The following is a 14,005-nucleotide window of genomic DNA, read 5'->3' as shown; positions in this document are numbered from 1 at the left end:
GACAGACTGTCATCGTAGATAAAAGATTTAAAATATAAAATTTACACAGGAAGAATAAACCTTTTTCCGTCTATATCCGATACTTTTAACGTGACGTCATACACTTTTTGTATGAGTTCACCCGTAAGTATCTGCTGGGGACTTCCCTGTGCAATACATTTTCCGGCTTTTAACGCAACAATTTCATCGCTGTAATACAACGACTGATTGACATCATGGAGTACCATAATAATCGTAAACCCATATTCTTCATTTAACCTGCGAATCAGCCGCAGAATCTGAAGCTGATAGCGGATATCCAGATACGTTGTCGGCTCGTCCAACAGCAGAACCTTTGCATCCTGCGCCAGTGCCATTGCAATCCACACACGCTGTTTCTGTCCGCCGGAAAGCTGACTGACCGTCTTATCCTTGTGCTTTGTGGTATTGGTAATTTCAAGCGCCCATTCAATCCGCTCCATATCCTTTGCTTTGTCAAACGGAACGCCCATTTTGTGATACGGAATCCGTCCGTAAGATACCAGCTTTTCCACAGTTAAATCCGGCGGCGCCGTATTATACTGATGTACCACGGCAACCGACTGTGCAAACTGCTTCTGCCGGATTTGTGCAATATCCTCACCCTGTAATAAAATCTTTCCACCTGCCGGCTTTAAATTTTTCGTCATCAACTGGAGCAGCGTAGATTTTCCACAGCCGTTTGGTCCAATCATCGTTGTGACAATGCCTTCATGAAATGACAGATTCAGGTTGTTAAGCACCTCATGTTTATCATAGGCAAATGACAGATTTTCTATTTCAAATACGTTCTTTTTCTCTTTATTATTTTGCATATCCCTGCTTTGACCTCCTAAGCAACAAGATAAAAAACGGTCCGCCCACAACAGACATAATCACGGAAGCACTGATTTCATACGGTGCGGTAATCGTTCTTCCGACTGTATCCGCAAGAAGCAGTACGATCGCACCAAGCAGGGCTGAATACGGCACGAGCGTTTTGTGGCTGCTGCCCACCAGCAGTCTTGCAATATGCGGAACAATTAACCCCAAAAAGCTGATTGCCCCGATAACAGCTGTTGAAATCGCGGCAAGCAGTACCGCAATCACGGAAATCACCATACGGCTTTTTGCCACGGATACGCCGATAGAACGCGCCGTCTTATCCTCTAATGCCAGCAAATCGCACTGTCCCGAAACAACCACTGCGGCAATCAGTCCAACCACCACATAGCCGATTAACGTTTTAAAATCTGTCCACGTTTTCATCGTGATATTGGCATTGACAATGCTTGCCGCTCCGGAATAACTGCTGCCCGTACCTGAATTAAATGCACTCATCAGTCCCGTAAACATTGCATTGACCGCCACACCGACTAAGATAATGCGAAGCGGCGATAAACCGTCCTTCCACGACAGCACATATACCAGAAAAAATGCGGCAAGACCGCCTAAAAATGCCGCCGCCGGTGTGAAAAAGTACAATGACGGACAAAATGCCGTAAGCAGTACTGCCGTAAGGCTCGCACCCGAACTGACACCGATAATGCCGGGGTCTGCCAGCGGATTTTTCATGACGGCCTGCAAAAGCACACCGGATACTGCTGTTGCCGCGCCGCCCGCCATTGCAATAAAGATTCTCGGAAAACGCAAATCATAAATCGTTGCGACATTTTCATCATACGCGACAAACAGCCCGCTAAATAACTGTTTTGCAGACACCTTCAGACTTCCCGTATTTGCCGCCCACAAAAACAAAAGCAAGAGTACTCCTGCCGTCAAAATATAAGACAACACTATTTTTTTCTTTTCCATTTTTTTCTCTACTTTCCGCTGTATTTCCAGCATTTTAAAATAACAGTGTAAATATTGCCGTACTCTCCGGCATGTGCATAATCCCCACGGAGCAGGTCATTTTCAGACACACACTTCCGTGAAAAATCCTGCCGGAATCGCTTCCGATATTGACAAATTCAAGCACACTTGCCGGAAATGAAATCAAATCGCCGTTTCGCTGTGCTTCACAAAATTTTGACCCGTCAAAATATTTCAGACATTTAATCTTTCCGCTCATTTTTCTGCCCGTCATCGCGGAATATTTCTCGACCCGCTGTGCCTTTAACAAAATCATGCCCCTGCCGTCCGTGACCGACAGCGTACAGGGATGTATAAAGCCTTCGTTGGACATGGAAATGTTGCTGCCGTTTTTCACGGTTTCCCTGTATATAATAAACGGAAGCAGATATTGACCGTCCCGCAGTCCGTTGCACAAAATCGTGCCGTCAAACCGCTCATATGTACGGAGCAGATGCTTCATGCGGTACTGTTCTTCCATACTGCGAATCACTTCAAAAGTTTCATCCGAGCAGTACATGGATAAATACAGTGCGTCATTACATGCCTGCGCCTCTGTCACGCCTTCATAAATCAGATGATTTGTTGCAATGTCCATCCGCTCCGCGTATTTACGCGCCGTCTGTTCACCCAGCTTTTCAAGCCGCGGATGTCTTGAATCCGTGCGATTCAAATAACCGTCCTTCTCCAGCGCCGTAAATACCCGGCTCACCGTATATTTTTCTACACCGAGTGTCTTAGACAGATTGGTTACATTGCAGTTTTCCGGTGACATTTTTAATAAACTGACTAAGATTCGTATTTTTAAAAATTCTATCGAATCCAACTTTCCCACTTCCCCTCTGATTGATTATTTACTAATTTACTGATTTGCTGATTAATTAATTCGTTGATTCACTTACTTGCTGTTTATTGTTTGTTATTTGTTAGTTATTGTTTTCTGGTTGCTCGTGTCTTGTTTGCCGTCGCTACTCTCTGTTAGTTGTCGCTAATTCATGGGCAAAAAAAATTTATTACCTTTAGACTTTATATTTGTCGTCTTTTTATTTTGGTTAGCTTTGGCTAACTTCTATAGTATAAATGTCTGGGTTTGAACTGTCAATGTGCGTTTTGATAACTTTTCTCATTATGTTTTAATAGCTTTTTTATTCTGCATTTTGAGGATGGACTCTGAACAGTTACTTTAACATTAAAAATTGCCACACAAGCACTGTTTTTGTCTTTTACGACATTGACAACGCTTATGCGGCAGTTTCAGAGTTATAATTTGCAATATTCTATTATATGCTCTGTTTTATTCTGCAATTTTCTTGTCTGTTTCCAGAATATGATGTACCAGCCAGTCTGTTAAGAATGTAAGTACTTCCTGAATGACTTCCTCAGAATTTTCATCTAAATGTTCTAAATCCAGTTCATCTAACTTCTGACAGAACTGGTCATGCTGTACCTTCTGCATGAACATTCCCTTGTAATTAATGCTTTTCATATATTCTTCTTCATGCTGGAAATGAATCTTTGTATAATCTCTCAATTCATTTAAAATCTTAGCGATGTGGTCATATTTATCCGGTATAAATTCATTTTTATATAATTCATACGCTTCATCTGCGATTTCAAAAAGCTTTTTATGCTCTTCATCAATCTGGGCAATTCCTGTATAATATTCCGGTTTCATCTCGTACATTGTCTTTTCCTCCAATTCCGGCAGCTAGCAGGCTATTGATGTATTTTATGAATTTATACAGCCCGTCTTTACCTGCCTCTTGATGTTTTTATTACAATAACATAAATAGCTGGTGATGTCGAATGGTTTTTGGGGAAATATGTGAATAAGCTGTTTTTTTATTGCTACATTTCATCAAATAGCGGTTTATTCCTTGTGTTTGGGACGTTCTTGGATTTTGATACATCTCATGTTAAAGTTTATCTGTACAGTTCACCGTTGTTGAGCAGTCTTGCGACAAATTTCAAAACATCCCATGTTAAAGTTTATCTGTTTGGTCTCTTTTTCATTCGCTTTTTTAAAATATTTCAAAACATCCCATGTTAAAGTTTATCGGTCATACGCTGCGTTGGTTTCATCCTTCATTGCACCATTTCAAAACATCCCATGTTAAAATTTATCCTTGCCCTGCTCTCCGCAGTGCCTTATTTACTTTATTTCAAAACATCCCATGTTAAAGTTAATCCAATAACGGATATATCTGTTGAAAAAGTTGTGGTTAATTTCAAAACATCCCATGTTAAAGTTAATCTAACTCATACGCCTTGATACTGTCCAGCTGCTTGAATTTCAAAACATCCCATGTTAAAGTTAATCCCGTTCTGATATGCTTCTGTGTATCCTTTTTCATATTTCAAAACATCCCATGTTAAAGTTAATCATTCTCATCAAATGTATACCGTTCTTCCTGTCTGATTTCAAAACATCCCATGTTAAAGTTAATCATTCGCCGCTGTCATCGCCACCCTGATTATCTTCATTTCAAAACATCCCATGTTAAAGTTAATCAAACAGCGCTATGCTATCAGGTGCGTCATCATGATATTTCAAAACATCCCATGTTAAAGTTAATCTTGGCACGTCCTCACCTCCTATTCATCAAATGCCGATTTCAAAACATCCCATGTTAAAGTTAATCAAATAGCGCCCGTGCTGTCAATCCCCGTGCTGTAATTTCAAAACATCCCATGTTAAAGTTAATCATTCCACGTCGTCACGGTCTAAACCGCCGTTCATAAATTTCAAAACATCCCATGTTAAAGTTAATCCCGCTATTTTCAAGGACTTTTCAGCCCTAAAATGTTATTTCAAAACATCCCATGTTAAAGTTAATCCAACGTATTTCCTGCATTCCATACAATACACTATACCAGATTCCCCAGTATTTATCAACGTTTTTAAAATTTTTACCAGCCACCGCGCCATTTGCCAAAAAAATTTACAAAATCACCGCAATGCCACTGTTTTTGCGGATTCACGCAATTTTGCACTGATAGGCGGCTGGTAAATTTTCATTGTATTACAAAATCAACTGCTCACCATTTTCCCTATCCTTCTTTCCAAGCACCTCCTCGCCAAACACATTTTCATTAAACAGCTTAATAATACAGATAAAATCCTCGTCTTCCTGTATCACCTTCTTTAAATCCGTCTTCAACCCGATAAGCTTTGAAGGTGTAATCTCTCCACGAAAAACAGAATTTTGATAATGCGATAAATATTTTTTGCAAATTTTAAAGACCTTCTGCACCCGCTTTTCATTGACATCATAAAATACAAATGCGTAATTATAGTTCAATTTCTTTGCCATATACCCTCACTTCCTACCGATTATCCTTCAGCGAAAACGGAATAAATTCCTGCCCTTCTAATATATACTTAATCAATTTGTAGCAGTCCAGCTTTAATGCTGTCCGGTAAGTTACCTTTCGTTTCAGCCGGTCATGCACAAATACCGATTCCATGCGCGCTTCAAATGCTTCAATAAATATTTTTCGTCCTTCTTCATTCAACAAGCAATAATTGACTTTTTTGTCAAAATGCTTTTCAACCTGCAATTTCCGGTTATTTACTAAATCAAATATCGTCCGGTACACAATGACCGGCTTAAAAACCTCACTCATATCAAGGCTTAATGAAAAACGCCCCTCCGACGGCTCATGTAAAAAACTGATACGCTGGTCTAAATGCGTCTGATAAATCGCTGAAATCGTCTTTGCATACAATAGCGTATTTCCATAAGAAATCAACGCATTAATTGGATTATCCGGCGGTCTTTTCACCCGCTTATTCATCACAAAATCCTCCGGCAGAAAATACTGGAATGTCCCATAAAAACGCAGCCAAACTTCGCCCTCTGCCGCCATAATTTCTTTTACATTTTGCGCATTTTCCACTTTCACATAAAATTCCCTGCGAATCCAGTCTAAAACTTCCTTGACTTCCTTTTTATCATGCTTATAATAATGATACAGCACCTCGTAAATGTTCCTGCCAATTCCGCATACAATCGCTTTGGCAATTACTTCTCTGGAATTGTCATATGCCTGTACCTGTTTCACTATCAGTCTTCCGCTGTTATACTGATTTTTCGGATAAAATGTACCACTGTACCCTTCATAATAATTGAAAAAATGTACGATAACGTGATTCTGTGACAAAAAATCCAACAGCTTTGTATTTACCGTGACTTCGTTCATACAGTAAATTTCTTTCGTATTCTCGATTGGAATGTAAACATTTTTTCCGTCTTTCCGGAAACACAATGAATTGTCTTTCCTCGTCAGTTCTCCCATGGACATAATATATCTTGTACTTCCCATAATCCACCCACTTTCCGTATTCGTCAGATATAACAATACTCATAATAAGCACATTTTTTACACTTTGATTCATTTAAAACCGGCGGTATCGTATCCTGTTCCAGCAAATCCTCTATCTTGTCCACATACGTATTTAATTGTTTTTCGATTTCCGGTGTTAATTCTAAAATAAGCGTTTTAGAATCTTTTTTATTCTTTTCGACAAATTGCAGTCTGCCCTTCCGTACGATTCCTTTTATCTTTAAAACGTACAAATAATAGTAAAGCTGCCACTTGGCGGCTTCTTCGTCTGCATCCGATTTCTTGATTTCCGTCAGATATTCCGCCGTCAGCTTGTCTAATTTAATATTTTCAATCGCGATTTCCGAGTTGGAACTCCCCACCGCCTTTTCCTCATGAATTGCTTTGCCAATCCTCACATTTTCACTGTTATCCTCCAGATTCACCCGATTTCCATGCAGATAACACTGCCGCTTACAGTGAAAATAGTAATTCATCAGCGTTCCATTTACCTTCATATGAACCCCCGTTCTTACAAAATTTTATCTGTAAAATAATACGGACTACACAAATAAATTTCCCTGCGAATAAAATTTATCGGTATTTAATCTGCCATTTTCAAAATACTGCTCTGCATCTTCAATCAGATACAACTCACCGATTCTGTCATTATAATCCAGGCTATTGTCAATTTTTATCTGATAAATAAAATAACTCATCTTACTTTTCACCTCTGATAACAATATCTGTTTTTTCGCATAATTCATTGTCATATCGCTTAACAATTCCCTGTACCGCTCCCACACCTGCTTTCCGTCAATGATTTCTCCGGTATCTGTCGTAATTTCCCGTGCAAAATAGACCGACATCTTCCAGTCATCATTCTTATCAATTAATTTCATCTTTTGAGAAATCCATACAAAATCCAGCTTTTTGACATTATCCACAAAAGCTTCTATTCCATTTTCATTCTTTCTGTCATTGCGGTATTTTCTTATTCCTTTTAAAATATAATCATAATATTTGCCAAAATTCTTATCTGCAAGCAGTTGTTTCATCTCATCTTTTCTTAATGTATACGCTGTATCAACACGATAATCCTCCTTATAAATACCACTTTCATTATCCATATCGAAAAAATAGACAACACCTTTTCTTTTAAAATTCCGGTTAATTCGCCCGATGAACTGCTCCTCGCTGTCCAATTTGCTGATATCCTTATAGCCAATGTCCATATCAATATCTATGCCGGCTTCAACAACCTGCGTTGCCACCAGTATTACCGCCTTATCTTTGTCTGCTGTATCCATTTCCCTTAAAATGCGTTTTCTGTCAATCTGATTGTCGTCCCCCGTCATGCAGAATATCTGTAAATCCTCCCGTCCGGACTCCGTCAGCATATGGTAAAACTTCTCCGCACTTGTTTTCGTGATAAATTCCATAAGAAGCTTTCTTCCCTTTTGCGCCTGTCCCAGAACATGCGCATATAGTTCTTTCATTTCAGTCTTTCTATCCGGATAAAGCAATTCATACGACAATGCCACTCTTTTCTTAAAACGTGCGTCCTGAAAATATTTTTCCGGATTTTTAATCAGATTTACAACCTTTTCATGATTTCCGGTAAGCATATCCAGCTTCGGCAGTGTCGCCGACATAATAATAATTTTCATATTCAGCAGCCTGCTATAACACTGCAAGAACATCATAATTTCTGTCCAAAGCACATTTTTATAACTCTGAATCTCATCCAGCACCACAACACTGCCTGCCAGTTGATAAAAACTGATTGCCGCTTCTCTTTCACACCCAAACATGATTTGAAACAAATTGACATGCGTTGTTAAAATAAACGGATAATTTAAAAACTGCCTGTCCAACAGTGCCTTTTGATAAAATTTCTCATTTTCTTCTTTATCGAGATTTTCCCAGAATTTTCTTGTTCCGTTTAGCGGAATCGGTGTAATGGAATTAATGACCGCAATACTTTTAAAAATATCTGTCTGCCCGTATATTTTTTCAAGCGTATCGTAATTCTGCTCGACCAGCGTATTAAACGGATAAACATAAAAAATCTTATTGATATTTTTGTCCAATAATTTCAGACTGCAATTCATTGCCAGATTCGACTTCCCTGACCCGGTCGGTGCTTCGGCGAAAGCGACATTTGCATCTTTATTTTCAAGCAATGTCTGCTCTGCCTCATAAAACATGCGATTCCGCAAAATATTAATATCCTTTTTATCATCAACACAGCTCTCCGGATTAAATCTGCGAATCTGTTTTACCCGCTCCGACTGCTCATACTGTGTGACAAACTCTGTATTTTCAATCGTTCCGAACGCACTCATTTGTATGCCGTTGTCATATTCCGATGTCGCATAATAATCACAGGATACCAGCACCGAAAATAAAAATCTTATATACGCATACAATCCCAACTGCAAGGACTGCTTCTCTGAAAAGCTGTCATATTTCCTTTTATTCTGCATCGGCATATTCACCGAATGTAAACCCTTTTTACAAAACGGTCCATGATATACTTCCGTAAAATCACCTTGATTCATACACGAAAAAATATCTGCTAATTGCCGGTTTGGCTGAAATTCTTCCAGAAACTCTTCAAACCTCGACAGATTTCCATGGTGTCTTGATATTACATAAGCATTTACCAGCATGAATACATGAATCATATTCTTTTCATCTTTTGATAACAGACTTTCCTGTATCTTCTCATAAAAATAGTCAAAATAAATTGCCGCAGACAGTATAGAATGTTTTGTTCCGTCCAGACAATCTATTGCTGTCCATTTTTTTAATGTATTTTTCATTTTTATACTTTGAAATCGTGGGTTAATTTTCCCGCAATCATGAAAAATAATGACGTTTACTATCAGACTGTAAAACAATTTTATCCCCTCATCGGAAAGCTCCGGTGCCAATTCTTTTTGAAAATTTTCAAATACTGCCTTAAAATTTTTATGTTCCCACAGCTCTTCAAAATAATGATAACACCTGTCCACATGTTCTTTTAAAATCTCCGGATTTTTCCCATTGCCCCGGTCACAATGTGCATAAAATAACTCCGGTTTTACAATGATATCCTCAATAGGTATGATATATTCCTTCATCTTTTTCTCCTCAATTCCATAAAACATTTCATAAAAACGCATAAAACCATAGCCGGAGTCCAATATCTAATGTCTTTCCGGCTATGGTTTCACTTTAATAAAATGCTATATGATATGTCCTGCCGTCAATATCATCAACCGCATAAATTTTTTTCTGTATTTCTGAAACGGCAAGATTTGTGAGTACAAACCGTTCGTATTCATACATATTAAATGCTAAATCCAGTCGTACCGGCAGTGCTTCCTCATACTTATATGGATTGTCCTGTTCAAAATCGTCTAAATCAACCACGGCATCTCCCCGTACAAAAAAGCTGTCGATTTTTTTCGGCGTTTCCACCTCTGTTGCATCAATCATACTTGCTTCGGTAATGTCTGCCGGGTGGTCATTGCTTCCAAGATACGGCATATAGACACACTTTCTGCCAATAATACTATCCGCAACAGCCTCTGCGACTTCACTGTCCAGCATAATATATACATACCATTTGGGATTTTCAAGCCACTGCTGTCGAACAATCAGATTTCCGCCTTTTTCCATAGACGCATATCCCACCGAATTATTAAATGCAATGATTTTCTGCGGAAAACTCCCCTTTTCACAGCATGGAATAACCGCCATTTTTAATTCCTTTAACTGCTCATAAAATTCAGGATACTCCGGTGCTTCCATCTTCTTTTTCTGCACGATATGGGCATATCCCGAATATCCCATAACCGTTCCCAAAAGTCCCAGCAGAGCAACACGGTGAATGTGACCATATGTGAAATAGTAATACTTATTCACTTCCGGCTTTTTAAAAAAAGCCTGCTTTCCGCTGAGCGTAAATCTTAAAACCTTCATCTGCTCCACACCTTTCAGCCTACTGCTTTTCAATCTCTTTTCCGGTGAAGATATCAAAATACTTCACGCCCTCAATATCACTGGCAATTTCCGTTGTGTGCGGATTATAATGAATTTCAGCAGATAACACTCTGTCTTTTACATCATGAAGCAGTTCTTTTACATTCACCTGAATTGTATTCTTTTCTGCTCCCTTTATAAATGTCACATACTTATCCAGATTCGGCAGGTACAGTGTCGGTTCTGTTTCGATAAACAAACCGAATTCATTTTCACAGCCGACTTTGGAATTTGTTGCAAAGCTGGTTGTTCCCTTTAATGCTGCTTCTTTAAACTTCTGATAATCTTCCTCTGTGTAACCTTCGGTTACTCCAAGCTGCTCAAAATTGTCATATACTTTCGGATTAATCACAAACGGATAGAAATAGTGTGCTTCATCACTGACAATCTTTGTTCCCAATGTGGAATTTTTGGCATCTTTTCCCTCTTTATTCTTTTCTGCCGCTTTTGGGTCTTTAAACGGCGATAAAATATTCTGTTCCTGTGTTTCAGAGCCGTTATACAGATTAAATCCCTGACCAATCTGAACAGCACCTGTAATAGAAATATTAGCATCTGCTTCTGCAAAGGTTGAACCAAAATTTTTCACATCAATCGCCGAAAATAAATTTTTTAATATTACTTTGATATCCTTGTCTTTTTTCATATCTTCTACGCCAAAAATATACTCATAACGTTCTTTCAATGTACGCGGCACAAGAAAAACCGCTCCGTTTTTATCTGGTTTTGAAACTGTAAATGACTTTATATTTAAAACCTTTTCTCCCGCTTCTTCCCACATCTTTTTCATCGGAAATTTTAATGCCTTATCACTGCCGAAAAACTGTCCCTTAGTTGTTGTCTTTGGAAAACCAGAAAAATCTGCATTCCAGTTTGCCATTACCGATGAAATTCCTAATACCCCATAAACTCTTTTATTCATTTTACTCATTATCCATACCCCTTTTCCTGCTTACTGTTCTTCTTTTTCTTTTTTGGTATACACTAAATTACCGTCTACAAATCCCGCTGACAAAAAATAATGATTTACTTCTTTTCCTGTCATATCATACTGTATAACATGACCATACAGATTCTTTATTCTAAAATCGGTATCATTAATTGCATAACTGTATTTTTTAAACATTTGCAATACAGTTCTTTTAATCATTTCATTGCTTGTTGTCTGCAACAGCGGATTAATAAAAGATAAGTTTTTATTTGCAGATTTACTTAAACTTAAATAAGTATTCATTAACTGACCAACTGCATAGCAGTATTCGTCTGCGCTTTCAAAATCCCATTCTTCTTTTTCATCAATATGTGCCTTTAACAAATCTCTTACCTTTGACATATTTTCTTCATACCTCCCGTCATTATTAAAATAATCCATCATAGATATCCACAAATTCAACTGATGTGTCGCTTTTGTTCTGTTTCCCTGTATTATTGAATGAACAATTAACCGCCATGACATATTATCAATTGTCTGCGCTATTCCCCATGCCTTGCCCTGTCCGAACCAGCTAAAAAACTGTTCCCGGTACTTCAACAATTCCTGTTTTAAAACATTATCATGAAATGATAAATCTTCTGGATTAGTAAAGTAATTGTACTTTAACCGCTTTGAAAAAAATACGTCATCAACCAGTACTTCTACCTGCCACAGCTTATTTTTCCGTCCATAACCCTGTTCAAAGTTCTCCATGGCTTTATCCTGTATTTTCAGGACTTCTTTCATCGTAAACGGTCTGTCCAAATCCGGCTTATAACCAGTTATCCTGCCCATATAGTGAATTTCAAGTTCCTTGCCTGTCTGTATCCTTAGATAAATACCGGTTTCAATTATTGGTGCCTGTTCACTGTCACCGCAGGCAGTTGTCTTATTTTCATCTAAATCAATATAAATGTTGGTTTTGCCCTTTGCCGCCTGCCCTGACAAATAATCAAAAAAATACATCTGCATCATTGCATCATCTAATTCAAGCAGATATGGTACAGTTGTTTTTCTGGTCTTATTTTCAAGAAACGGCTTCTTGGCATTCAGACTCATATTATTACTTGGTAGTCCCTTGATACTATTTTCCGCCTGCTGATTATAATCATTTTTATTGAAAATATTCGGCTCGATATACCGCAATCCTTCTCTTTTTATATTCTCTTTGGACTGTTCTACATCATTTCCAATAAAAAATATTTTAAAGTAATCCTTCTTTGACGTATCAATATGCAAGGTCTCAATACAATTTTTCAGTTCTGCCTTTACCCAGTTTTCGATTCTTTCTGCCTGTTTTACATCAACTTTACCAAGTTTCTCCTCCACCAGTTCATACAATGAACGGTCTTTTGGTTTACTGTATTTCTTTTCCGGATTTTTCAAAACCTCATAATAACCGCTAATGCTTTCTGCTGTCAGTTTCTTTTCCAGACTTTCTTTTTTGACAAAAAACGCATAGAAATTATTGGAATGAATCTGCTTTGTAGAATCAACCGGTTTATTCATCTCTATCAATTTACTGTAATAATCTAAAAATGAAATCAACTGATATTCCGAGGTTTCCTGTCCCTGTACTTTCCCTGTTTTTCTATCGGTTTTTATTTCAATAGGGTTTCCCACAGAAAAATTGTCATCAATATTAATAAAAAGATAGGTACCGTCTTTTGGAACATAATTATCCAGAACCCACTGTTCCGAGTATTGCTTAAAATTCTCCCGGAACACTTCCATACATTCCTGTAACATCAAATCCCCCCTTTACAAATATCTGTAATTTGCAAAACCGCAGCCACGCGCATTCATTTCTCCCAGACCAGTTCCCAGTGCCATATAAAGCAATGCCTGCGCCTGTTCATTTTCCGCCGCCTGCAAACAAACCTTATCCCCCAGCAGTTTTCTGCCTTTATACGGAACGGCTATCGGTTTATGGTTTTTCAACTCAATCTGCCGGTATAAATCAAAATCTTCGTTCATTTTTTCACCGGTCAGCCGGTTATACTTCTTTATCAGATTACTTTTCAGCCGTTCCTCATACTGCTCAAATGAAATACACTTCTTCCAGTAACCTTTTGCCTGTCTGTCCGATCCGGTACCGTCACACTTTATAACAACCGGTGTAATTGAAAATATCTGTGAAATAAATTTTTGAGGGATAATCGTGATTTTTACTGTAAGACCTTTTATCTGATGATTGTAATGATTTGCCAGATAATCTGCAAAATACTGTGCCAGCTTGTCACTGACAGTTCTGACTCTTACGGTATATACCTTCCCCTCTTTATAAATACCGTCTTTTTCCAGCGGATACGGCTGGTCGAAGCAATACTGCTTATAACAGTTTGTTTCATGCAATTCCAACAATGATTCATTTTTTGCCAGACAGCTGTCAATATAATTGGCAAAAACCGCATACGTCTGCTCCTGTGAAATGTCCTGCAAAAGATAAATCTTGAGCCGCATTTCATATACTTTTAACTGATTCATATACTCGCCTTTCTTTTTGCAAACACCATGTGTTATTATTTATATATTATTTGTGTTGTTATAATAACAATTACCACACTTTCTGACATTTGTCAACAAAATGCCTAAATTTACTATACATTTTTACACAAATTATTTATGATGACATTTTTATATAAATTTTAACTATATAAGATAAAGTTTTACAACAAACTTATACAACAAAAAAGCTGTTATGTACCGAAACACAACAGCCTGTATATTTTAAATATTTATATTCCTGTTCCTTCAAAACTGCACATTAAAATTCTTTTTCATCCGATTATCCTCTGGATAACTCTCGTTCTATCCGTTTCT

General features: G+C 38.0%; 12 protein-coding genes and 1 CRISPR repeat array. All 12 genes read right to left on the bottom strand.

What is annotated here, in order from left to right:
• Nucleotides 1–41: 41 nt before the first annotated feature.
• Nucleotides 42–833: an ABC transporter ATP-binding protein gene (locus WMO37_RS05685; protein ID WP_227090138.1), complete on the bottom strand. Its 792-nt coding sequence runs from the start codon at nt 831–833 to the stop codon at nt 42–44.
• Nucleotides 823–1,812: a FecCD family ABC transporter permease gene (locus WMO37_RS05680; protein ID WP_349154537.1), complete on the bottom strand. Its 990-nt coding sequence runs from the start codon at nt 1,810–1,812 to the stop codon at nt 823–825. The genes WMO37_RS05685 and WMO37_RS05680 overlap by 11 nt, the downstream gene beginning before the upstream one ends.
• A 34-nt stretch (nt 1,813–1,846) precedes the next feature.
• Nucleotides 1,847–2,686 (bottom strand): MarR family transcriptional regulator, encoded by an 840-nt coding sequence (locus tag WMO37_RS05675; RefSeq protein ID WP_227090136.1) that lies wholly within the window; start codon nt 2,684–2,686, stop codon nt 1,847–1,849.
• A gap of 459 nt (nt 2,687–3,145) precedes the next feature.
• The gene (locus WMO37_RS05670) at nt 3,146–3,535 is read right to left on the bottom strand and encodes a bacteriohemerythrin (protein WP_022431370.1); all 390 of its coding nucleotides are present in this window, start codon (nt 3,533–3,535) and stop codon (nt 3,146–3,148) included.
• Nucleotides 3,536–3,749: 214 nt separating this feature from the next.
• Nucleotides 3,750–4,689: a CRISPR direct-repeat array (repeat unit 30 nt; unit sequence ATTTCAAAACATCCCATGTTAAAGTTAATC).
• Between the two features lie 185 nt (nt 4,690–4,874).
• Nucleotides 4,875–5,165 carry a CRISPR-associated endonuclease Cas2 gene (gene cas2 / locus WMO37_RS05665; protein WP_022431369.1) on the bottom strand — a complete coding sequence of 97 codons (291 nt, stop codon included), beginning with the start codon at nt 5,163–5,165 and terminating at the stop codon, nt 4,875–4,877.
• A 13-nt stretch (nt 5,166–5,178) separates the two neighbouring features.
• Entirely contained in the window at nt 5,179–6,177 is a 999-nt protein-coding gene (gene cas1b / locus WMO37_RS05660; protein ID WP_349154536.1) for a type I-B CRISPR-associated endonuclease Cas1b, read from the bottom strand.
• A 23-nt stretch (nt 6,178–6,200) separates the two neighbouring features.
• The gene (gene cas4 / locus WMO37_RS05655; RefSeq protein ID WP_349154535.1) at nt 6,201–6,695 is read right to left on the bottom strand and encodes a CRISPR-associated protein Cas4; all 495 of its coding nucleotides are present in this window, start codon (nt 6,693–6,695) and stop codon (nt 6,201–6,203) included.
• 45 nt (nt 6,696–6,740) lie between these two features.
• A complete protein-coding gene (gene cas3, locus WMO37_RS05650) occupies nt 6,741–9,305 on the bottom strand; it encodes a CRISPR-associated helicase Cas3' (protein WP_349154534.1) in 2,565 nt (854 codons plus the stop codon).
• A gap of 94 nt (nt 9,306–9,399) precedes the next feature.
• Nucleotides 9,400–10,182, bottom strand: a complete 783-nt coding sequence (gene cas5b / locus WMO37_RS05645; protein ID WP_349154533.1) for a type I-B CRISPR-associated protein Cas5b — start codon at nt 10,180–10,182, stop codon at nt 9,400–9,402.
• Nucleotides 10,169–11,140, bottom strand: a complete 972-nt coding sequence (locus WMO37_RS05640) for a type I CRISPR-associated protein Cas7 (RefSeq protein WP_349154532.1) — start codon at nt 11,138–11,140, stop codon at nt 10,169–10,171. Before WMO37_RS05640 ends, cas5b begins: the two co-directional genes overlap by 14 nt.
• A 21-nt stretch (nt 11,141–11,161) precedes the next feature.
• Nucleotides 11,162–12,931 carry a hypothetical protein gene (locus WMO37_RS05635; RefSeq protein ID WP_349154531.1) on the bottom strand — a complete coding sequence of 590 codons (1,770 nt, stop codon included), beginning with the start codon at nt 12,929–12,931 and terminating at the stop codon, nt 11,162–11,164.
• A 12-nt stretch (nt 12,932–12,943) separates the two neighbouring features.
• Nucleotides 12,944–13,669: a CRISPR-associated endoribonuclease Cas6 gene (cas6, locus tag WMO37_RS05630; protein WP_349154530.1), complete on the bottom strand. Its 726-nt coding sequence runs from the start codon at nt 13,667–13,669 to the stop codon at nt 12,944–12,946.
• Nucleotides 13,670–14,005: the final 336 nt, after the last annotated feature.

Source organism: Lachnospira intestinalis, assembly GCF_040095895.1.
GTDB lineage: Bacteria > Bacillota > Clostridia > Lachnospirales > Lachnospiraceae > Lachnospira > Lachnospira intestinalis.
Note: the sequence above shows the minus strand (reverse complement) of the source record. Positions and strands in the feature narration are given on the sequence as shown.